Source organism: Amycolatopsis australiensis (genome assembly GCF_900119165.1).
GTDB lineage: Bacteria > Actinomycetota > Actinomycetes > Mycobacteriales > Pseudonocardiaceae > Amycolatopsis > Amycolatopsis australiensis.
The window spans coordinates 4,941,967-4,963,326 of the sequence record NZ_FPJG01000006.1 but is presented as its reverse complement, the minus strand read 5'-3'; the positions used below and the strand labels follow the sequence as shown (position 1 = coordinate 4,963,326).

The following is a 21,360-nucleotide window of genomic DNA, read 5'->3' as shown; positions in this document are numbered from 1 at the left end:
GTTTTTGGCGGCGTCGCTCCTGGTGAGCGCAGTGTGTTAGGCCATTCGGTTTATTTTTGCAATTTGCGGCTCGCAACGGAGCGCACACGGCCGCCGATACCGCAGGCAGGCGCGGTTCACGCGGTGGAATCCCCCCGCTGTCCGGTTCGTCACAATTTTGCGCGTCACGCAATTTTTTGCGTGGCACGCAAGTTTTTCGCTACACTCCGTTCATGCCGCCGGGGGAACCACCGAAGCTGACACTGCGGGAACGCAAGAAGCGCGAAGCCCGTCGTGCCCTCGCGCAGGCCGCGTTGCGCCTCGCGCTGGATCGGGGGATCGAGAACGTCCGGGTCGAGGACATCGCCACCGAGGTGGGCGTCTCGCCACGGACGTTCAACAACTACTTTTCCAGCAAGGAGCAGGCGGTCTGCGCGATGGTCGCCGACCGCCACGAGGGCATGCGCGAAGCCCTGCTCGCCCGGCCCGAAGGCGAGCCGCTCTGGGAGTCGGTCAAGCAGGCCGTGCTCGAGCAATATTCGCGTGAGGGCGAGCCGGATCGCGCGTATGTTGCGCGTATCCGGGAGCTGATGGGCCAGCTCATGCTGCGTGGTGAGTTCCTCAACGCCCACGCGGCGGTCGAGCGGGTCCTCGCCGAGACGATCGCGAAACGGGTGGGCGGTGTGGACCACCTGCTGTGCCGGCTCATGGCCGCGGCCGTGGAAAGCGCGGTCCGGGTCGCCTTCGTCAACTGGTTCACCACCGAAGGCGAGCCGTTCCTGCCGATCCTGGAACGCCTGCTCGACGAGCTGGCGGCCGGGATGCCCACGCTGACCGGCGGCGCACCGAAATCCGAACCGAACACCACTCCACTGGGGGAACCGTTGTGCTAGTCAAGCTCCTGCGCAGTCATCTGCGCCCCTACCGGAGCACGTTGTGGGTGATCGTGCTGCTGCAGCTGGTGCAGACGATCGCCATGCTCTACCTCCCGACGCTCAACGCCGACATCGTCGACAACGGCCTGATCAAGGGCGACATGGGCTACATCGTCCGGGTCGGCGCCGTGATGCTCGCGGTGACGCTGGCCCAGATCGCCGGCTCGATCGGCGCGGTGTACTACGGCGCACGCACCGCGATGGCGGTCGGCCGCGACATCCGCGCCGGCGTCTTCCACCGGGTGCAGGACTTCTCGGCCCGCGAAGTCGGCCAGTTCGGCACGCCGTCGCTGATCACCCGCACCACCAACGACGTCCAGCAGATCCAGATGCTGGTCGTGATGACGCTGACGCTGATGGTGTCGGCGCCGATCATGTGCGTCGGCGGGATCATCCTGGCGCTGAACCTCGACGTGCCGCTCTCCTCGCTGCTGCTGGTCATCGTGCCGGTGCTGGCGGTCGCCGTCGGGTCGATCATCGCGAAGATGCGCCCCGCGTTCCGGCTGATGCAGGAGCGGCTCGACCGGATCAACCAGGTGCTGCGCGAGCAGATCATGGGTATCCGGGTCATCCGCGCGTTCGTGCGGGACAAGCACGAGCGCGAGCGCTTCGACGTCGCCAACGACCAGCTGCTCACCGTTTCGCTGCGGGTCGGGCGGCTGATGGCGCTGATGTTCCCGATCGTCATGCTGGTGATGAACGCCTCCAGCGTCGCGGTGCTGTGGTTCGGCGGGCAGCGCATCGACTCCGGCAGCATGCAGATCGGCGCCATGACGGCGTTCCTGTCCTACCTGCTGCAGATCCTGATGGCCGTCATGATGGCCACGTTCATGTTCATGATGGTGCCGCGCGCGGAGGTCAGCGCGGAGCGGATCAGCGAGGTGCTCGACACGGAGTCGAGCGTGCGGCCGCCGGTGTCGCCGATCCGGCCCGGCGCGGTGCACGGCCACCTCGAGCTCTCCGGCGTGGAGTTCCGCTACCCCGGCGCGGAAAAGCCGGTGCTGCAGGACATCTCGCTGATCGGGCGGCCGGGTGAGACGACCGCGGTGATCGGGTCGACCGGCACGGGGAAGACCACGCTGCTGAACCTCATCCCGCGGCTGATGGACGCCACCCGCGGCACGGTGAAGGTCGACGGCGTCGACGTGCGCGACCTCGACCCGGCGGTGCTCGCCCGCGCGGTCGGGCTCGTGCCGCAGAAGCCGTACCTGTTCGCCGGGACGGTGGCGAGCAACCTGCGTTACGGCAACCCCGACGCGACCGACGAACAGCTGTGGCACGCGCTGGAAGTGGCGCAGGCCAAGGACTTCGTCGAAGCGATGCCGGAGGGCCTGAACTCGCCGATCGCCCAGGGCGGCACCAACGTCTCGGGCGGCCAGCGGCAGCGGCTCGCGATCGCGCGGATGCTCGTGCACAAGCCGGAGATCTACCTGTTCGACGACTCCTTCTCGGCGCTGGACTACGCGACCGACGCGGCCCTGCGCCGCGCGCTCGTGCCGGAAACCGCCGACGCGACGGTGGTCATCGTCGCCCAGCGGGTCAGCACCATCCGCAACGCCGACCGGATCATCGTCCTCGACGAGGGCCGCGTCGTCGGCACCGGCACCCACCACGAGCTGTTCGAGGGCAACGAAACCTACCGGGAGATCGTGCTTTCGCAGCTGACCGAGCAGGAGGCGGCGTGAGCACCACGGAATCGCCCAAGGCCGCCGTCACCGACGCCGGGGAACGGCCGACCGCGCAGCGGCACAAGAACACCGGCGCCGCGACCGTCGGTCCCGGCCGGTGGATGGGCGCCGGCGCGCCGCCCGAGAAGGCCCTCGACTTCAAGGGCTCGCTCAAACGGCTGCTGCGCCTGCTGCGGCCGCAGCAGGCGGCGCTGATCGGCGTGCTCGTGCTCGGCGCGGCGAGCGTCGCGCTGACGGTGATCGGGCCGAAGATCCTCGGCCAGGCCACCGACGCGATCCTCGCCGGCGTCCTCGGCAAGCAGGTGCCGCCGGGGGTCACGAAGGAGCAGATCGTCGCCGGGCTGCGCGCCCGCGGCGACGGCACGCTGGCCGACATCTACAGCCGCGTGGACCTGGTGCCCGGCGTCGGGATCGACTTCACGAAGGTCGGGCAGATCCTGCTGACCGTGCTGGCCCTGTTCGTGATCGCGTCGTTCTTCGGGCTGATCCAGGCCCGGCTGACGACGACGCTGGTGCAGAACGCGGTGTACCGGCTGCGCCAGGACGTCGAGGACAAGTTCGCCCGGCTGCCGCTGAAGTACTTCGACCGCCAGCCCCGCGGCGAGGTCCTCTCCCGCGTCACCAACGACATCGACAACCTGGCGCAGTCGCTGCAGCAGACGCTGTCGCAGATCGTGTCGTCGCTGCTGACGGTGGTCGGCGTGCTCATCATGATGTTCCTGATCTCGCCGCTGCTGGCGGTGATCGCGCTGCTCACGGTACCGCTGTCGGCGGTCGTGGCGGCGAAGATCGGGAAGCGGGCGCAGCCGAACTTCATCAAGCAGTGGTCGACGACCGGCAAGCTCAACGCGCACGTCGAGGAGATGTACACCGGGCACTCGCTGGTCAAGGTGTTCGGCCGCCGCGAGGAGTCCGCGGCGATCTTCGACAAGCAGAACGAAACGCTGTACGAGGCGAGCTTCCGGGCACAGTTCATCTCCGGGATGATCCAGCCGGCGATGATGTTCATCGGCAACCTGAGCTACGTGCTCGTGGCGGTGATCGGCGCGCTGCGGGTCGCGTCGGGCAGCCTGACGCTGGGCGAGGTGCAGGCGTTCATCCAGTACTCGCGCCAGTTCAGCCAGCCGGTCACGCAGATCGCCAGCATGGCGAACCTGCTGCAGTCCGGCGTCGCCTCGGCCGAGCGGGTCTTCGCGCTGCTGGACGCCGAAGAGCAGGCGCCGGAGCCGCAGCGCCCGGCGCGGCCCGAGGTGGTCCGCGGGCGCGTGGAGTTCCAGGACGTCTCGTTCCGCTACCTGCCGGACAAGCCGCTGATCGAAGACCTGTCGCTGACCGTGGAACCCGGCCAGACGGTGGCGATCGTCGGCCCGACCGGCGCCGGCAAGACGACGCTGGTCAACCTGCTGATGCGGTTCTACGAGCTGGACAGCGGCCGGATCACCCTCGACGGCGTCGACATCGCGAAGATGAACCGCGAAGAGCTGCGCGACCAGACCGGCATGGTGCTGCAGGACGCGTGGCTGTTCGGCGGCACCATCGCCGAGAACATCGCCTACGGCGCGGACAACCCGACCCGCGAGGAGATCGTCGAAGCGGCACAGGCGACGTACGTGGACCGCTTCGTCCGCACGCTGCCGGACGGGTACGACACGGTGCTCGACGACGAGGGCGGCACGGTCAGCGCGGGCGAGAAGCAGCTGATCACGGTGGCGCGGGCGTTCCTGGCCAAGCCGGTCATCCTCATCCTCGACGAGGCGACCAGCTCGGTGGACACCCGCACCGAGGTGCTCATCCAGCGGGCGATGAACTCGCTGCGCAGCGGCCGCACCAGCTTCGTCATCGCGCACCGCCTTTCGACGATCCGCGACGCGGACGTGATCCTGGTGATGGAGCACGGGCGGATCGTCGAGCAGGGCGACCACGAAACGCTCCTGCACAGCGGCGGCGCCTACGCGCGGCTGTACGCGGCGCAGTTCGCCGAAGCCATGGCGGAGACGGACTGAGGTCCCCGCCCCGGTACCCTGGACGCTCCCGAGCGGAAGGGGGACCGGGGCGGTCATGGCCGACAAGCTCGAGGCGTACCGCGGCAAGCGCAGCCGCGACCGCACGTCCGAACCGTGGCCGGATGGCCCGCCGACGCCCGGGGACAACGACCTGTTCGTCATCCAGGAGCACCACGCCAGCCGGCTGCACTGGGACTTCCGGCTGGAGCGCGACGGCGTGCTCGTGTCGTGGGCCGTGCCGAGGGGCCTGCCGCGCGCGCCGGGGGTGAACCGGCTCGCGGTGCACACCGAGGACCACCCAATGGAGTACCTCACGTTCGAGGGCGAGATCCCGGCGGGCGAGTACGGCGGTGGCCGGATGACGGTGTGGGACACCGGGAAGTACGAGACGCTGCACTGGAACGACCACAAGGTCGAAGTCGTCTTCCACGGCGCGCGGGCGCGGGGCAAGTACCTCTTCCTCAACCGGCACAACCCGGACGACGAGAACGACTGGATGCTGCGCCGCCTCGACCCGGCCGACGACGGCCACGAGGACTCCCCCGAGTTCCTCGAGCCGATGACGGCCACGCCGGGCGAGCTGCCCGCCGACGACGACGCCTGGGCCTACGAATTCGCCTGGGGCGGCGCGCGAACGATGCTCTGCGTCTCCGGCGGCCGCGTCACCGCGCACGACGGCACCGGCGCCGACGTCACCGGCCGCTACCCGGAGCTGCACAAGCTCGGCGAGGCCCTCGGCTCGACGGAAGTGCTGCTGGACGGCGAAGTGGTGGTGATCCGCGAAGGCCGTCCCGATCCGGCCGGGCTCGAGGAGCGCGGCCGGGCGGACGGCAACGCCGCCAAGCGGATGACGAAGCACTGCCCGGCGTTCTTCTTCGCCTACGACGTGCTCCACCACGAAGGCCGTTCGACGGTGGCGTTGCCGTACGTCGAGCGGCGCGCCCTGCTGGCCGGTCTCGGCCTGACGGGCGGATGGCAGGCACCGCAGTACTTCCGGGGCAACGGCGAGGCCGTCCTCGCCGCGGCGCGGCAACACGGCCTCCGCGGGATCTACGCGAAGCGTGCCGACAGCGCGTACCACCCCGGCGACGCGGCCGGGGACTGGCTGGAGATCCCGGTCTGAGGCCCGCTCAGTCGCCGCGGGCGAGCGTGGCGGCGCCGGCGACGGCGACCACCGCGCCGGCCACCACGTTCCCGACGAGCGCGGCCGTCGACGGCTGCGTCCCCCAGGTGTGGCGCAGCAGCCACGGCGAAACCGCGGCCCACACGCCCAGGACCGGGACGACCCAGCCGAGCACGCGCAGCCGCCGCGTGGCGGTCCGGGCGATGGCCAGCGCGACCAGGACCAGGCCGACGAGCGTGTTGCTCAATGCGAGCACGCCCGCCCCGCCGAAGCCGGCGACCCAGGGGGCGAGCACGAGGTAGAGACCGGCGAGCAGGACGAGGCCCGCGGCCACGCCGATCACGGCGGTGCGCTGCCCGCCGGCCCGGGTGCTGTGCGAAGTCATGCTCCTCACCTCCACCCGGAGGGGTACCCGGCGGTCGCGGGCGGTAACCGGGGCCTGCCCGCAGCCCTCGGAACGGGCAGGCCCCGCCGCACTCAGCAGCCGCAGGTGTAGTAGGTGATGTCCCAATGGCTGCCTTCGTCGCAGTAGAGGTTGCCGGACGCGGCCTTCCACTGCGGGTAGCCGTCGCCGCGCAGGCCGAGGTAGCCGAAGTTGTTCTTGATGTAGGCGTCGATGCAGCTGTTGTGCGAGATGTCGACCTTGTAGCCGTTCCAGTGGCTGTAGGTGCCGGACGCGTGCCCGGTCTCGGTGCCGCCGGTGATGTTGATCGCGCAGCCGCTGGCCCGCTTGAGCGTGATCACGCCGCTGACCGTGCTCTGGTTGATCTGCTCGTAGGACGTGCACGTCGAGTTGTAGCGGTCCGTGCAGCCGCCGCTCGACGAGTGCGTGACGCCGGCGGCCGACAGCTGCGACGCGGCCTGCGACTGGGTCAGCTTGGTGACCTCGACGCTCGCCGACGCGGTGCCGATGGTCGCGAACACCACCGTCGCGGCCGATGCCGTCAGACCCACGGCCATCTGCGCGAGCATCCGTTGTCCCCGCATTCGTTGCCTCCTGCCCATGCGACGATCGAACGGCGGCAGCCAAAACGGGACGGCCATAACTTCGCCAAACACGCCGGCCGCCGACGGCGGTGACGGCGGGTCAGGTCTTGATCTTCGTCAAGACTTCACGAGTCCGGTCCCGCGCCGGGCACTGGCTGCTGACCGCGTTGAGCTCCCGCAGCGCGCGCAGCTCCCACAGCGGGAACCCCAGCTCGCGGAAGAGGTCGGCCGACGTCCGCAGCAGCCGCTCGGCCTCGGCTCCGGCGCCCTCGTCCGCTTGCGTGCGGCCGAGGCTGAGCAGGGCGTACCCGGCGCCGCGGCGGTCGCCGAGCTCCCGGAACACGCCCATGGCGACCCGCAGGTGCCATCGCGCGCCGGCGGGGTCGCCCGCGCGGCGGCGGGCCTCGGCGAGGCTGCGGTGGGTGTAGGCGGCGGCGTGCCGGTGCCCGATCCGCTCGAACAGCCTCAGCGACCGCGTCAGGCAGCGTTCGCCGTCGCCGAGCTCGCCGGCTTCGGTGTGCAGGTCGCCGAGGCTGCGCAGGACGTGCGCCTCCCAGTGCCGTTCCCGGGTGCGGACGGCGCCCCCGAGCGCACCGGTCAGCAGGTCGGCGGCCTGGTCGCAGCCGCCGTGCCGGCGCAGGACGTCGGCGTAGCGCTTGGCGGCCTGGTCGTGCCGGCGGCCGTCGTCGCATTCGCCGGCGAGCAGCATGCTGACCTCGAAGCTTTCGACGGCGCGCCGCACGTCACCGACGTCCTCGGCAAGGGAGCCCAGCTGAGCGGCGGCGGCCGCCTGCCCCCGGCGGTCCCCGCAGTCGCGGAGCAGGTCGAGGGCCTCCCGCAGCTCGGCCTCGGCGGCACGCGGATCCCCGCCGTCGAGGTGGACGTCGGCGAGCGCGGCCAGCACGGCCCCGGTGCCCTGCGGGTCGTCCAGCAGCCGGAAGCGGTTCTCGGCCATGACGAAGTAGTTGCGCGCCTGCCGCGCGTGGCCGTGCTGCCAGTGCACGGACCCGAGGTTGTAGAGCTTCTCGGCTTCGGCACGCGGATCCCGCCGCCGCCGAGCCGCGGCGAGCCCGAGCACGGAGACGGCCCGGGCGGCGTGCCCGAGCCACGGCGTGCCGGCCAGCGCGGTACAGGCATCGGCGAGAGGTTCGGTCAGCTCGTGCCACCCACGCGCACCGGCAACCCGCACGGCGGCGGCGAGATGCCCGGTCTCCTCGGCGGCCCAGGCGAGAGGGTCGGCGGAGACCCGCCGCAGCACGGCGGGGTCGGGTTTCGCGAGGTGCGAGAGGGTGCGGCCCCGCGCGTGTTCGGCGAGGACGAGGGCGGTCTCGCAGGCCCGCCGAAGCGCGACGGCGTCGGGTTCCGGGCTTTCGGCCAGCACGAGCCGCACGAACGGGGGCACCAGCCAGCGGGTGCTCGCCGGGTCGGTGCGCTCGATCCGGTCGGCGGGCTCTCCCCCGGCCCGGTCGGCCTGCTCGGCGGCGAATCGCGGGTGGCCGCAAGGATTCCCTTGGGCCGCGCCGCGCGGCTGCGCGCGGCCGCCGAGCCGGTCGGGAGTGCTTTCCCCGCGCCGGTCCGGCCGGTCGGCGGCAGCTTCTCCCCACCCGCCCGGCCAGTCGGCGGCAGCGGCGCGCCGAGCGCGCGCAGCTTCCCCGCGCCCATCCGGCCGGTCGGCGGCAGCTTCTCCCCACCCGCCCGGCGCGTCGGCGGCAGCGGCGCGCCGAGCGCGAGCAGCTTCCCCGCGCCGGTCCGGCCGGTCGATGGCCGTGCCCGGCCGACCCGCCGCATCTTCTCCCGCCGCGTCAGGCAGGTGCCCGTCCGGCCGGTCGGCGGCCCCGAGCGGCTCCAGCACGTGCGCCGCCGCCAACGCCTCCAGGCGGTCGCGCGCCTCCGCCACCGAACAGTCCAGCAGGGCCGCCGCGCTCCAGTCCGGGATCGGGCCCGCGAACGCCGCCAGCAGCCGCAGCAGCCGGCGGTCCGCCGCCGGGCGCTCGCGCAGTGCCGATGTCACCGCCGTCCGGACCGCCAGGTCTCCCGTCGCCAGCTCGTCGAGGCGGCGGCGGTCGTCGGCCAGGCGCGCCGCCAGTTCGGCCACTCGCTGGTGCGGGCGCGCCGCCAGCTTCGCACCCACGATGCGGACCGCCAGCGCCAACCCTGCGCAGTGCCCGAGCAACCGTTGTGTCGCTTCGGGTTCCGCGCGCAGCCGCCGCTCCCCCACGATCGCCGCCAGCAGCGCCCAGGCGTCCTCTGTGGACAGTCCGCGCACCGGGACGGGCCGCCCGCCGCAGAGGCCGGGCAGCTCGCGGCGCGTCGTCACGAGCGTGGCGCAGCCCGGCCCGCTCGGCAGCAGTGCCCGCACCTGCGCCTCGGCCGTCGCGTCCTCCAGCAGCACCAGCAGCCTCCGGTCCGCGGTGTAGCTGTGCCATAGCCCGGTCAGGCCGGCGCGGTCCGCCAGCTCCGCCGGCGTCGCGCCGAGCAGCCGCAGGAACCCCGTCAGCACGGTCGCCGGGTCGGCCGGGGTGCCGTCGGGGCCGCGCAGGGACGCGCTCAGCTGGCCGTCGGGGAACCGGCGGCGGGCCCGCCAGGCCGCCTGGACGGCCAGCGCCGACTTCCCGGCCCCGGCGGCCCCGTGCAGCACCACCGGCGCCGGGCCACGCAGCGCGCGGCCGACGTCGGCCAGCTCGGCCGCGCGGCCGGTGAAGTCGGGGACGGCCGGCGGGAGCTGGGCGGGCGGTCCCGGCGTCGTCCACTCGGTGCCGGCGATCCGGCGGTACACCGCGAGCAGGTCTTCGCCCGGCCACACACCGGCCTCCTCCCACAGCGCCCGGCGCGTCCGGCGCAGCACCTCCAGCGCCGACTCGCGGTGGCCGACGGCGCCGAGCGCGGACGCGAGCCGGGCGGCGAAGCGCTCGTCGGCCGGCCGGGCCGCGACGACCGGGTCCAGCCGCTCGACCACCGCCCGGCCGTCCCCGTCGGCCAGTTCCAGCTCGACCAGCTGCAGCAGCGCCGCCGAGCGCCGGTCCTCCAGCCACAGCTTGTGCGCCTCCAGCAGCGGCCCGCCCGCGACGTCGGCGAACGCGTCACCCCGCCAGCACGCCAACGCCCGTTCGAGCGCGCGCCGGCGCTGCGCCCGGTCGTCGGCGCCGGACGACAGCAGCGTCAGGAAGTCGTCCGCGTCCAGCTCCCCCTGCTCGACGGCCAGCGCGTAGCCACGCGGCCCGGAGCGCAGGCGCTGCCCGGCCTCGGCCGCCCCGAGGCCGGGCGAGAGCGTCTTGCGCAGCTTCGACACCGTCACCTGGACGATCGCCGCGGCGCTCGACGGCGCGCCGTCCGGCCACAGTTCGTCGACCAGCGTGTTCCGCCCGACGAACTGGCCGGCGCGGGCGAGCAGGACGGCGAGCAGCCGCCGCGGCTGGGCCGCCGACGGCAGCGGGACGGAGGCCGTCAACGGGCCGAGGACCTGGAACCGCACGGCTACACCCCACCCGCGAGATCACCTGATCGAGCGAGCTGAATCTAGCCGTCCGGCGCCTGGCATTTCCCTCGATCACCCGGATGGACGACGACGTTGGTTCAGGTGTGCGCGAGCAGCCTGCCCAGCAGCTCCGGGTTCGCGGCCAGCGCCTCGCGCAGCGTGTGCTCCCGCAGCGGCTTGAGGTCGCCGTACGGCTGGTTCGCCCAGTCCAGGCCGCCCTGCGGCGGCTGCGGGTCGTACTCGATCGCGAACTGGATGTTCGTCGCGACCTGCCTGCCGGCGAGCCGTTCCACCAGGTGCAGCGCCAGGTCGATCCCGGCCGAGACGCCGGCGGCGGTGATCACCGGGCCGTCTTCCACCCAGCGCCGGGCGACGGGCGTCGCGCCCAGCCCGGTCAGCAGGTCCCGGAACATCCAGTGCGTCGTCGCCTGCCTGCCTTCGAGCAGTCCCGCCGCGCCGAGGATCAGCGAGCCGGTGCAGACCGACGTCACCAGCTCGGCGCCCCCGGCGGCGGCACGCAGCCAGGCGAGGAGGCGCTCGTCCGACATCGCGTGCAGCGTCGGCGCGGTCCCGCCGGGCACCAGCACCGCGAACGGCGACGGCACCTCGTCGAACGTGTGGCTCGGCGCGACGCGCAACGGCGTGTCGGTACCGACGGTGTCCTTCGTGGCGCCGACGACGACGGTCCGGTAACTCCGGTCCATCTGGGCGAGGGCGCTCAGGACCTGCAGCGGCCCGACGAGGTCGAGCGGCGTCAAGCCCGGGTAGACGACGAAGGCGAGGGTCTTCTGCTCAGCGGTCATGACCCTCACCCTGGCGACGCCCGCCGCCGCGGAGGACGCGGATGTCCGAAATCCTGCGAACCGCGTCCGACTGCCGGTCCGGCTGCTAGCGTTCGATCATGCCAGGGTCACCCAGACGGGTCGCGATCGTCGGTTACGCCGACGCCGAGCTGCTGGACATCGCCTGCCCCGCCGACGTGTTCGACGCCGCCAACCGGCTCGGCGCGCGGCCGCCGTACGAGCTGCAGCTGGCGTCGGTCGACGGCCACGGCATCCGCACCGGCTCCGGGCTCACCCTGCAGCCGCACCTGCGGCTCGACCAGGTCGCCGGGGATCTCGACACGCTCGTCGTGGCGGGCGGCTGGGGAAGCACGGCCGCCGCGGCCGACGAGCGCGTCCTGGGCCACGTCCGGCGGCTCGCCCGCAGCAGCCGCCGGATCGCGTCGGTGTGCACCGGCGCCGAGGTGCTGGCCGCGGCCGGGCTGCTCAACGGGCGCCGGGCGACGACGCACTGGCGGTACGCGGCCCGGCTGGCCCGCGACTACCCGGCGGTGACGGTGGACCCGGTGCCGCTGTACGTCCGGCACGGCAACGTCTACACGGCGGCGGGCGTGACGAGCGGGCTCGACCTGACGCTGTCGCTGGTGGAGGCCGACCACGGCCCGTCCCTGGCCCGCGAGGCGGCCCGGGCGCTGGTCACCTACCTGCAGCGGCCCGGCAACCAGGCGCAGGTCAGCCTGTTCCTGGCCGGCCCGCCGCCGGAGCACCGCGAGGTCCGGGACCTGACCGCGTACATCGCCGAGCACCTCGACGCGGACCTGGGCACGCCGGCGCTGGCGGCCCGCGCGGGCCTCAGCACGCGCCAGCTGACCCGCCTGTTCGACGCGCACCTGGGCACGACACCGGGCCGGTACGTCCGGACGGTCCGCACCGAGCACGCGGCGCGCCTGCTGTCGGGCACGGACCTCCCGCTGGCGACGATCGCCCGCCGCTGCGGCTTCGGCTCGACGGAGACGCTGCGGCAGGCGTTCCTCGACCACTTCGACACGCCGCCGTCGGCGTACCGGCGGGTCCACGTCCGGCAGGCCCACGGCTGACCCGCATCCGGACGAACCGGGCCGCCACCGGCCCCTCGCGCGGCCGGGCGGAACCCGCTGTCAGGATGTGCGCGTGGACCGCCCCGACCTGGACGACGACCCCACCGGCCCGATTCGCCGGATCACGGACGAGGTGTCCCCTTCGGCAGGCGGCGGAAGGTCCGGAACGCCGGGTACGCCCCGGAAACCCGCCCGCAGGCAGCCGGCGGACGCCGGGCGCCGCCGCACCGACACCGGCGCCCAGCGGGTCCCGCCGGAGCGCGGCCGCACCGACACCGGTTCCCAGCGCACGCCGGTCATCGGCCAACCCGCCGACACCCACACCTCCGCCGAACGCGGCCGCACCGACACCGGACCCCAACGCACGCCGGCAACCGGCCACCCCGGCGACACCGGCACCCACCGCACCCCGGCCGAACGCAGCCGCACCGACACCGGACCCCAACGCGCCGCGAGGCGAGCCGACACCGGGCCGCAGCGCGGCGCAAGGCGCGGCGACACCGGACCACAGCGCGTCCCGGCGAGTACCCCGACGGCAGAACCCGCCCGCGCGGCCCGGAAACCCGCCGAAACCGGCCACGGGCACGGCCACGGTCACGGCCCCGCCGCCCCGGCGTCACGGCGGGTCAAGCTGCTCCTGATCTGGCTGCTCGCCCCGCTGGCGCTCGCCACCGTCGTCGGCATGATCGTCCTCTACCCCTGGGGCAAGCCGGACCCGAAGAGCGTCGTGCCGCAGGGCACGCCCGTCGCCGCCGACATCTCGGCCACCGCCACCGGTCCCTGCCTCGCCCAGGGCCAGGTGCAGGTCGGCGACCAGGCCGACCCGAACGCCAAGCCGTGCCTGACCGTCGACCTCACCATGACCGACGGGCCGGCGAGCGGGAAGGCGCTCAAGCTGACCGTCCCGATCGAGCCCAGCACGCCGCGGTTCGCCGCCGGGGACGCCGTCGTGCTGTCCTACAACGGCGGGAACGCCGCCGACCCGGCCAGCTTCCAGCTCGTCGACTTTCAGCGCGGCACCCCGCTGCTCGTGCTCGCCGCGCTGTTCGCCGTCGCCGTGCTCGTGCTCGGGCGCTGGCAGGGCGTCGCCGCGCTCGTCGCGCTCGGGCTGTCCTTCGTCGTGATCGCGCTGTTCATCCTCCCGGCCATCCTCGCCGGGGAGAACCCGCTGGTCGTGGCGATCGCCGGGTCGGGGGCGATCATGTTCATCGCGCTGTACCTGACCCACGGGCTGTCCGCGAGAACGTCCGCGGCCGTCCTCGGCACGCTCGTCAGTCTCGCCCTCATCGGCGTCCTGTCGGCCATCTTCTCCGCCGCGGCTTCGCTGACCGGCCTCGACGACAGCACGTCCACCCTGATCGGCTCGCTGGGCCACGGCATCGACTCGCGCGGCCTGCTGCTGGCCGGGGTCGTGATCGGCGCGCTCGGCGTGCTCGACGACGTCACCGTCACCCAGACCAGCGCGGTGTGGGAGCTGCGGCGCGCCAACCCGGACCTGAGCTGGCGCGAGCTGTACCGCTCCGGCCTGCGGATCGGCCGCGACCACGTCGGTTCGGCGGTCAACACGCTCGTGATGGCCTACGCCGGTGCCGCGCTGCCGGTGCTGCTGTACTCGTCGATCTCCGGCGTCGGGCTCGGTTCGCTGCTCGGCAGCGAGGAGATCGCCCAGGAGATCGTCCGCACGCTCGCCGGCAGCGTCGGCATCGTCGCGGCCGTCCCGGTGACGACGATCCTGGCCGCGCTGATCGCGTCCCGGGAGCCGGCCGCGCAGCTCAGTCCAGCGTTGCCACGAACCGGCTGACGGCTTCCATCGTGAACCGCTGGACGTACTTGCCCGACGGCGCCACCGAAGCCAGCCGGTAGAGCGGGCGTTCCGCCACCGCGGCGCCCCGGGCCTCGGCCTTCAGTTCGGCGACGAGCAGCTCGCCGAACACCAGGCCGTTCGCCTCGACGTTGTTCATCAGCGCGTTCGCCAGCTTCCGCAGCTGCAGGACGCCCAGCTCGCGGCCGCCGGTGCCGGAGAACACCGCGAGGTCGACTTTCGCGACCTTGCCGCGCTGCCCGGCGTTGACGAGCAGGCTCACCGTCCGGTTGCCGCGGACGTCGCCGATCACGAGGTCGAGCCGCGTCGCGGCGACCAGGTCGACGCGGCGCAGCCCCCAGGTGCGGACGATCAGCGTCGAGCCCTCCAGCCAGACGCGCCGCCGGATGCTGACCGCCATGACGTACAGCAGCGGCGCCGCGACGGCCACGGCGACGACCAGGCCGGCAACGGTGCCGCCGATCAGGCCGGCGATCCCGCCGAACGCCGCGGCGACGATCACCACGCCGATCAGGCCCGAGATCCCGCGCCGCCGCCGTCCGCGCGGGTCCTCCTCGAACAGCGCCAGCCGCTCGGTCGTCTCTCCGGCCATGCTCACGCCCCCGTTCCGGCGAGGAACGGGTTGCCCGCGCGTTCCCGGCCGATCGTCGTCGCCGGGCCGTGTCCCGGCAGCACCACCGTGTCGTCCGGGAGGCTCGCCAGCAGGCGGCGCAGCGACTCCGTGACGTCGCCGCGCCCGACCGAGCCCGCGAACAGCGTGTCGCCGGTCAGGGCGAGCCTGCCGCCCTCGGCCGTCTCCAGGTCCAGCACCACCGACCCCGGTGTGTGCCCCGGCGCGTGCCGGACGCCGACGTCCAGGCCGGCGAAGGTGCCTGGTTCGAGCGGGACGCTGTCGCCGTCGTACAGCGGCGCGTCGGCCGGGTGCAGGTGCAGGGGGACGCCGTGTTCGGCCGACAGCGCCGCGGCCGAAGCGACGTGGTCCGGGTGGCCGTGGGTGGCGAGGAGGGCCGCCGGGACGAGCCGGTGCCCGGCCAGCGCGGCGGCCAGCGGACCGGCCACCTCCTGCCCCGGGTCCACGACCACGCACGGCCCGCCGGCGGCCTCCGCCAGCAGGTAGCAGTTGGCCTGCAGCGGGCCGCAGCCGAACCCGACGACGAGCACCGAACGCCTCCCGGACATCCGCGCCGGATGGCGCCGATCACGATCGGGTTGAGACTAGCGGGCCCTGTACATGGTCCTCACAGGCTGTGCCCATACACTGCCGCTACCTCAGACGTGTGACACGAGCGGAAACCTGGAGGGTACGGGGTGGCGACCAACCAGCAGCGCCGCGAAGCTGCGAAGCGCAAGCTCGAGCGGCAGCTCGAGCGCCGATTGGAGCAGCAGAAGCGACGCCGGAGGATCGGCGCTGGTGTGGTCGGTGTGGCCGTCCTCGTCGTCGCCGGCGTTGTGGTGTGGATCGTGAGCGCCAACAGCGGCAACGGCACCGACACGGCGGCGTCGTCGTCCTCGGCCGCCCCGCCGCCGACGGACCTCCAGATCCCGACGCAGCGGACGCCGCTGCCGAAGCGGTCGACGCCGCTGCCGAACCCGACGACGTGCGACTTCAAGGCCGACACGACGGGCAAGGCGCCGAAGAAGGTGAACCTGCCCGACGGCAAGAACGTCCCGTCGACCGGCACGGTGAACGTGACGCTCAAGAGCACCGCGGGCGACATCCCCCTGACGCTCGACCGGTCGCTCGCGCCGTGCGCGGTGCAGAGTTTCGTCAGCCTGGCCAAGCAGAACTTCTACAACGACACGATGTGCCACCGGCTGGGCACCGAGGGCCTGCAGATGCTGCAGTGCGGTGACCCGACGGCCACCGGCGACCCGACGACCGACGGCCAGGGCGGCCCCGGCTACACGATGCCGGACGAGGCGTTCCCGGAGATCAAGTACGGCCGCGGCATCCTGGCGATGGCCAAGACGCAGGCCCCGAACTCCGGCGGCAGCCAGTTCTTCATGGTCTACGGCAACGCCGACGGCCTGCCGGCGGACTACTCGGTGTTCGGCAGCATCAGCGACGAGGGCCTGAAGGTGCTCGACGCGGTCGCCAAGGCGGGCATCGCGAACCCGAACCCGCAGGACGGCACCGGGGCACCGACGAAGCAGGTGAAGTTCACCGGCGTCACCGTCCAGTGACGGCGGCGCGCGTCGAGCTGAACGGGGAGCCGCTCGGCCCGGGTGCCTTCGTCGCGGGAATGACCGCCTACGGCCATTTCACCGCGATGCAGGTCCGGGACGGGCGGGTCCGCGGGCTCGCGTACCACCTCGAACGGCTCGCCACGAGCACCCGGCTGCTGTTCGGCACCGACCTCGACCCGGACCGGGTGCGGTCGTACGTCCGGAAGGCGATCGCGGACGAGCCGGCGCTGTCGGTGCGGGTCGTGGTCGTCACGCGGTCGTTCGACGAGCCGATGACCCCGGAGATCCTGGTCCGCACGCACCCGCCGCGCCCGCCCGACCCGGCGCCGCTGCGCCTGCGGACCGTGCGCTACCAGCGGGAACTGCCGCAGGTGAAGCACCTCGGCACGTTCGGCCTGATCCACCAGAGCCGCCAGGCCCGGCTGGCCGGCTTCGACGACGCGCTGTTCGTCGACGCCGGAGGCCGGATCAGCGAGGCGTCGATCTGGAACGCGGGGTTCCTGGCGGGCGACACGATCGTGTGGCCGGAAGCCGCGGTGCTGCCGGGCATCACGATGCTGGTGCAGAAGGAAGCCCTGCGCCGGCTCGGCGTCCCGCAGCAGACGCGCCCGGTCCGGCCGGCGGACCTCCGCGAGTTCGACGCGATGTTCCTGACGAACTCGGAGACCCCGGGCCGTCCGGTCGCCGCGGTCGACGACCTGGTGCTGCCACCGGCGGACCGCGCGGTGAAGCTGCTGGCGGAGGCGTACGAGACGGTGCCCTGGGACGAGATCTGATCTGCGGCCTCTGATGCCCGCGGGTGCAGCCGGCCGCGCGAGTCGCGCGCTCGATCTCGCACCCCGGGCAATCCGCCGCTCGCGGTCGCGTCCGGCAAGGTCCGAACTTCGCCCGCAAACCACCGCGCACCGTGCCGTCCGGCAAGGTCCGAACCCGGCCCGCAAGCCGCCGATCGCGGTCGCGTCCGGCAAGACCCGAACTTCGCCCGCAAACCACCGCGCACCGTGCCCTGCGGCGAGATCTGAACCTCGCCCGCTCCGCCCCCGTGTACCCGGGCAACACCGGAGACCCGCCGGGGTCGCCGGGGAGAGGTGGGCGGCCATGGGCGAAAACCGGGTTCCCGCGGTGCGCCGCGTCCTCGGGCGGGCCGGGCAGGCCGGTGCCGCCGGCATCCTCTTCGCCGTGTTCGCCGGTGGGCCCGCGCTCGCGCAGAGCGCGCCGCCTCCGCCGCCGGTGAAGTACTACATCGTCCCGCACGCCGGCAACCCCGACGACATCACGCTCTTCAAGATCGCCGAACGCGCTCTCGGCGACGGCCGCCGCTTCCCCGAGATCTTCCGGCTCAACCAGGGCCGGGCGCGTCCGGACGGCACGCCGTTCACCGATCCCACCGCGATCGAGCCCGGCCAGGTCCTGCAGCTGCCCGACGACGCCCGCGACCCCGGCGTGCGGTTCGGGCCGCTGCCGACGGCCCCGCCGGTCGCGCAACCGGCGAAACCCGCCGCGGCACCGGAGTCCTCCGGGCTCGGCGCCGGGCTCGCTTCCGCCGTCAGCGGCACCGGTGGCCTGCTGACCGGCCTGCTCGCCGGCCTCTGGTGGCGCCGCCGCCCGCGGCTGGTCCCGCCGCCGCCGTTCGAGCCTGCCGCCGGCGAGAACGAGCACGACGACGGCTCCGGCTCGGTCAGCGGCACGCTGCCCATCCCGGTCGTGCCCCCGGAGATCCCGCGCCCTGAGCCGATCACCGCCGAGCACGCGATCATCGTGCTCGACACGGCCGACACGCAGGTGATCGCCGCCGTCCGGCCGGGCTCGCGGTTCCACTTCCGGGTCGGCGGCCGGCCGGGCTGCGCCGGCGGCTCCACCGTGCTCGTCGCCGAGGACGAGGGCGAGCGGCCCTGAGCTGAACGGATCAACCGGCGCCCGAACACTGGCCTTCGGCCCGCCGGTGCCGCGATAGTCGGAAGATGACCTCGGATCCGTTCGGGACCCTGCGGAAGGCGCTGTGGATCGGCGGCGCGCCGTGGAGCGGCAAGTCGACCGTCGCCCGGCTGCTGGCCGCGCGCCACGGGCTCACGACCTACCACCACGACGACCGGATCCGGCCCGCGAGCCCGCCCGACGACGTCCCGGCAGGCGACCAGCTGACCGCCGTGCTCGCCGAGTTCCGGCAGCGGTTCGAGTGGGCGCTGGACGACCTGCGCGCGCTGACGTCACCGCGGCCCATCGTCGCCGAGGGCCGCGGGCTGCGGCCGGAGCTGGTCGCGCCGCTCGTGGACTCGCCGAGCCGGATGGTCGTGCTGGTCCCGACCGAGCTGTTCCGCCAGCACCAGCTGCGGCACCGGGCGGACGAGCCCGCGATCCCGCGCCAGCGGACCCGGCTGACCCGCGACCGGATGCTCGCCGCGCAGGCCGTGCGCTCGGCGCGGGAGCTCGGCATCCGCGTCATCGAGGTCGACGGCAAGCTCGGCCCGGCCGCCGTCACCGACGTGGTCGCCGACCACTTCCGCCCCTACCTCGACGCCTGAGCGGGCCCGGATCAGCGGTAGGCGAACCGCGGCGGGCGGCGCTCGAGGAAGGCGGCGACGCCCTCCGCGTAGTCCACTCCGTGCAGGGCGTCGGACCGGATCTGCTCGACCTCCGCGTCCGGCGTCTCCTGCCCCGCGACGATCTTCTCGATGATCCGGTTCATCCCGCGGATCGAAGCCTGCGAGCGGACGCACAGCGTGGCCGCGAACGCCCGCGTCGACGCTTCCAGCTCGGCGGCCGGGAAGACGTCGTTGAGCAGTCCGATCTCGCGTGCCCGGGCCGCCGTGATCAGCTCGCCGGACAGCAGGAAGTACTTCGCGTGCGCCGGGCCGACCAGGGACACCAGCTGGCGCGTCGAGTCGAAGTGGTAGACGATGCCGAGCTTCGCCGGGGTGATGCCGAAGCGGGAACCCTCGGCCGCGAACCGGAAGTCGCACGCCACCGACACCTGGCAGCCGCCGCCGATGCAGTTGCCCCGGATCATCGCCACCGACGGCTTGCGCATCGCGGTCAGCGCCGCCACCGCGCCCTCGACCGCCTTGTCGTAGCTCGCCGCCCCTTCGGCGGTCGTCCGCAGGTCCCGGAACTCGCTGATGTCCGCGCCCGCCGAGAAGTGCTCGCCCTCGCCGGTGAGCAGCAGCACCTTGAGCGCCGGATCGGCCTCCACCTCGGCGACGACGTCCGGGATCGCCGCCCACATGCCGTAGGTGATGGCGTTCATCTTCGCCGGCCGCGTGAACGTCAGGCGCGCGACCTCGCCGTCGCGCGTCAGGTCGAATCCGTCGGTCATGCCCGGCACCCTAGCCGCTCGCCCTCAGCGAAACCCCGCGTCTGTGACGCGTTCGCGGCGGTAGCTTGGGGCCATGGCGACGATCGAGGTGGGCGGGACGGCGTTCGGCTACGACGAAGCGGGTGAGGGGCCCGCCGTCGTGCTGCTGCACTCCGCGATCGGCGACCGCCGGATGTGGGACGCCCAGTTCACCGCGCTCGCCGCCACGCACCGGGTGATCCGCTACGACCGCCGCGGTTTCGGGGAGACCGGCGGCCGCACCGGCGAGCACGCCCACTACGAGGACCTGCTGGCCCTGCTCGATGCCCGGGGGATCGAGCGGGCCGCGCTGGTCGGGGCGTCGATGGGCGGGGCGTGCGCGCTGGACGCTGCCCTCGCCGCGCCGGAGCGGATCACCCGGCTCGCGCTGCTCGGCTCGGGCCTGACCGGGCACACGTGGCCGGACCACATGCAGCGGGACATCGCGCGGCTGACGGCGGAGATCGTCCCCGCCGAGCGCCTGGCCCGCTACGCCGCCCGCGAAGGCGACGTCGACCCGGCGGACGTGCGGGCCATGGCGGAGGCCAACATCCGCTACCTGGTCGCCGGTCCGGACCGGGACGTGTCCGTGCTGCCCGCGGAAATGCTCGCGCTGGTCCGGGAAATGTGCGAGGAAGTCTACCGGCGCGAGTGGACGGCTCCACAGTGGACGGAGCGGATCACGGACACCCGGCACCGGCTGGCCGAGATCGGGACGCCCGCGTTGGTGGTGATCGGCACGGCGGACGCACCGGGGCTGGTGGAGCTGTCCCGGCACCTGGCGGAGTCGTTGCCGGCGGCGGAACTCGTCGAACTGCCCGACACCGGCCACCTTCCGGCGATGGAACGGCCCGGGGAAGTCAACGCGCTGCTGCGCAAGTTCCTTTAGGACAGCAGCTTCGCCGTCAGCTCGCCGCGGCTGCGGACGTCGACCTTGCCGAACACGGCCTTCAGATGGTCCTGCACCGTGTGCGCGGAGATCCCGAGCCGGCCCGCGATGTCCGATGTGGACCGCCCGGCCAGTACCTCGCGGCAGACGTCGCGTTCCCGGGCGGTCAGGCCGTAGGCCGCCAGCAGCACGCCCAGCAGATCGGCTCCCGACGCGCGGGCGACCGTCACCACCGTCTCGTCGTCCTCCGCCCCCACCAGCCGGCTGGCCTGGAGCACCAGCCAGCCACCGCGGGCGTCGCGCACCCGGGCGCGGAACGAGCCCGTCGCCGCGGCCCGCGCTCCCGCCACCACCGCGCGCACCAGCACCGCGAACCGGCCGGGCGCGACTTCGTCCAGTTCGGACCGCCACTGCGCGGCCGCCGCGGTCGCCGCCCGCTGCCTGCCGTCCGGGCCGACCACCACGATCGCCGGCTCGGCCCGCTCCCCCGTGTCCCGCGTGCGCGCGGCCACCCGCGTCGCCGCGGCCAGCGCCGGCGCGACCGCCGTCAGGAACTCGACTTCGCGGTCGCTGAACTCGCCGCGCCGCACGAGGCCGGCCGCGCCCCAGTTCGTCCCGTCGACCCGGAACACCGCGCGCAGCTCGTGGCCCAGCCCCAGCGGCCGCCAGACCTCGGTGAGCCGCCCGCTGCGCTCGACGTCGCGGCGGGGCAGGTCCGACAGCCGGGCCACCGGCACCGGCCGCCGGGCCAGCTCGGCGAAGGTGTGGGGCTGGGCGCCGTCGTACTCGTAGGTCGCCAGCAGCGGCTCGTACTCGCCGGGGATCCGGGCCCGCCCGCTGGTCATCGAGCTGATCACCGCGGTGTCCGGGTCCAGCGACGCCCAGCAGGTGAGCTCCGCGGGCACCACGCGGTCGACCAGCTCGATGGCGGCGGCGTGCAGCTCGGCGACGCCGAGGCCCGCCGTCGCCAGCGCGGCGACGTCCCGCCGTACTCCCTGCGCCCGGCCCTCCCACATGGTCGCAGTATGCGCCGCGCCGCGGCCGGCCGGTATCCCACTTTTC

The 21,360-nt window shown here is 73.4% G+C and carries 19 protein-coding genes; 11 read left to right on the top strand and 8 right to left on the bottom strand.

Going from position 1 to position 21,360, the window contains the following annotated elements:
* Positions 1–212 precede the first annotated feature (212 nt).
* The 4 genes from BT341_RS24530 to BT341_RS24515 are packed head-to-tail and all read left to right on the top strand — an operon-like array spanning position 213 to position 5,728.
* Positions 213–872, top strand: coding sequence for a TetR/AcrR family transcriptional regulator (locus BT341_RS24530; RefSeq protein ID WP_072478510.1), 660 nt, complete (start codon positions 213–215; stop codon positions 870–872).
* Entirely contained in the window at positions 866–2,599 is a 1,734-nt protein-coding gene (locus BT341_RS24525; protein WP_072478509.1) for an ABC transporter ATP-binding protein, read from the top strand. Before BT341_RS24530 ends, BT341_RS24525 begins: the two co-directional genes overlap by 7 nt.
* On the top strand, positions 2,596–4,605 hold the full coding sequence (locus tag BT341_RS24520; RefSeq protein WP_072478508.1) for an ABC transporter ATP-binding protein: 2,010 nt from the start codon (positions 2,596–2,598) through the stop codon (positions 4,603–4,605). Before BT341_RS24525 ends, BT341_RS24520 begins: the two co-directional genes overlap by 4 nt.
* Before the next feature lie 55 nt (positions 4,606–4,660).
* Positions 4,661–5,728, top strand: a complete 1,068-nt coding sequence (locus BT341_RS24515; protein ID WP_072478507.1) for a DNA polymerase ligase N-terminal domain-containing protein — start codon at positions 4,661–4,663, stop codon at positions 5,726–5,728.
* 7 nt (positions 5,729–5,735) lie between these two features.
* Here the strand turns inward: BT341_RS24515 and BT341_RS24510 are convergent, their stop codons facing one another.
* The 4 genes from BT341_RS24510 to BT341_RS24495 form a co-directional block, all read right to left on the bottom strand.
* Positions 5,736–6,113 carry an SPW repeat protein gene (locus BT341_RS24510; protein ID WP_072478506.1) on the bottom strand — a complete coding sequence of 126 codons (378 nt, stop codon included), beginning with the start codon at positions 6,111–6,113 and terminating at the stop codon, positions 5,736–5,738.
* 92 nt (positions 6,114–6,205) lie between these two features.
* The gene (locus tag BT341_RS24505) at positions 6,206–6,715 is read right to left on the bottom strand and encodes a hypothetical protein (protein WP_143168635.1); all 510 of its coding nucleotides are present in this window, start codon (positions 6,713–6,715) and stop codon (positions 6,206–6,208) included.
* Positions 6,716–6,815: 100 nt separating this feature from the next.
* The gene (locus tag BT341_RS24500) at positions 6,816–10,187 is read right to left on the bottom strand and encodes an AfsR/SARP family transcriptional regulator (RefSeq protein ID WP_084742989.1); all 3,372 of its coding nucleotides are present in this window, start codon (positions 10,185–10,187) and stop codon (positions 6,816–6,818) included.
* Positions 10,188–10,288: 101 nt separating this feature from the next.
* Positions 10,289–10,993 carry a DJ-1/PfpI family protein gene (locus tag BT341_RS24495; protein ID WP_072478504.1) on the bottom strand — a complete coding sequence of 235 codons (705 nt, stop codon included), beginning with the start codon at positions 10,991–10,993 and terminating at the stop codon, positions 10,289–10,291.
* Positions 10,994–11,091: 98 nt separating this feature from the next.
* Here BT341_RS24495 and BT341_RS24490 point away from each other — a divergent pair, with 98 nt between their 5' ends.
* Complete coding sequence (locus BT341_RS24490) at positions 11,092–12,069, top strand: GlxA family transcriptional regulator (RefSeq protein ID WP_072478503.1); 978 nt, start codon at positions 11,092–11,094, stop codon at positions 12,067–12,069.
* 73 nt (positions 12,070–12,142) lie between these two features.
* Positions 12,143–13,870, top strand: a complete 1,728-nt coding sequence (locus tag BT341_RS24485; RefSeq protein ID WP_072478502.1) for a YibE/F family protein — start codon at positions 12,143–12,145, stop codon at positions 13,868–13,870.
* On the opposite strand, the gene BT341_RS24480 is transcribed toward BT341_RS24485, so the two are convergent.
* Positions 13,842–14,483 carry a hypothetical protein gene (locus tag BT341_RS24480; RefSeq protein ID WP_072478501.1) on the bottom strand — a complete coding sequence of 214 codons (642 nt, stop codon included), beginning with the start codon at positions 14,481–14,483 and terminating at the stop codon, positions 13,842–13,844. The two genes, BT341_RS24485 and BT341_RS24480, sit on opposite strands and share 29 nt — an antisense overlap.
* 2 nt (positions 14,484–14,485) lie before the next feature.
* Positions 14,486–15,052, bottom strand: a complete 567-nt coding sequence (locus BT341_RS24475) for an MBL fold metallo-hydrolase (RefSeq protein WP_072478500.1) — start codon at positions 15,050–15,052, stop codon at positions 14,486–14,488.
* A gap of 147 nt (positions 15,053–15,199) precedes the next feature.
* Here BT341_RS24475 and BT341_RS24470 point away from each other — a divergent pair, with 147 nt between their 5' ends.
* From BT341_RS24470 to BT341_RS24455, 4 genes are all read left to right on the top strand, one after another.
* Positions 15,200–16,075 carry a peptidylprolyl isomerase gene (locus BT341_RS24470; RefSeq protein ID WP_072478499.1) on the top strand — a complete coding sequence of 292 codons (876 nt, stop codon included), beginning with the start codon at positions 15,200–15,202 and terminating at the stop codon, positions 16,073–16,075.
* Positions 16,072–16,854, top strand: coding sequence for an aminotransferase class IV (locus BT341_RS24465; RefSeq protein ID WP_072478498.1), 783 nt, complete (start codon positions 16,072–16,074; stop codon positions 16,852–16,854). Before BT341_RS24470 ends, BT341_RS24465 begins: the two co-directional genes overlap by 4 nt.
* Positions 16,855–17,176: 322 nt before the next feature.
* Positions 17,177–17,974: a LysM peptidoglycan-binding domain-containing protein gene (locus tag BT341_RS24460; protein WP_072478497.1), complete on the top strand. Its 798-nt coding sequence runs from the start codon at positions 17,177–17,179 to the stop codon at positions 17,972–17,974.
* Positions 17,975–18,039: 65 nt separating this feature from the next.
* Complete coding sequence (locus tag BT341_RS24455) at positions 18,040–18,600, top strand: ATP-binding protein (RefSeq protein ID WP_072478496.1); 561 nt, start codon at positions 18,040–18,042, stop codon at positions 18,598–18,600.
* 11 nt (positions 18,601–18,611) lie between these two features.
* Here BT341_RS24455 and BT341_RS24450 read toward each other — a convergent pair whose 3' ends face one another.
* Positions 18,612–19,391 (bottom strand): enoyl-CoA hydratase-related protein, encoded by a 780-nt coding sequence (locus BT341_RS24450; RefSeq protein WP_072478495.1) that lies wholly within the window; start codon positions 19,389–19,391, stop codon positions 18,612–18,614.
* Positions 19,392–19,464: 73 nt separating this feature from the next.
* Here BT341_RS24450 and BT341_RS24445 point away from each other — a divergent pair, with 73 nt between their 5' ends.
* Entirely contained in the window at positions 19,465–20,298 is an 834-nt protein-coding gene (locus tag BT341_RS24445) for an alpha/beta fold hydrolase (protein WP_072478494.1), read from the top strand.
* On the opposite strand, the gene BT341_RS24440 is transcribed toward BT341_RS24445, so the two are convergent.
* Positions 20,295–21,314, bottom strand: coding sequence for a helix-turn-helix transcriptional regulator (locus BT341_RS24440; protein ID WP_072478493.1), 1,020 nt, complete (start codon positions 21,312–21,314; stop codon positions 20,295–20,297). The two genes, BT341_RS24445 and BT341_RS24440, sit on opposite strands and share 4 nt — an antisense overlap.
* Positions 21,315–21,360: the final 46 nt, after the last annotated feature.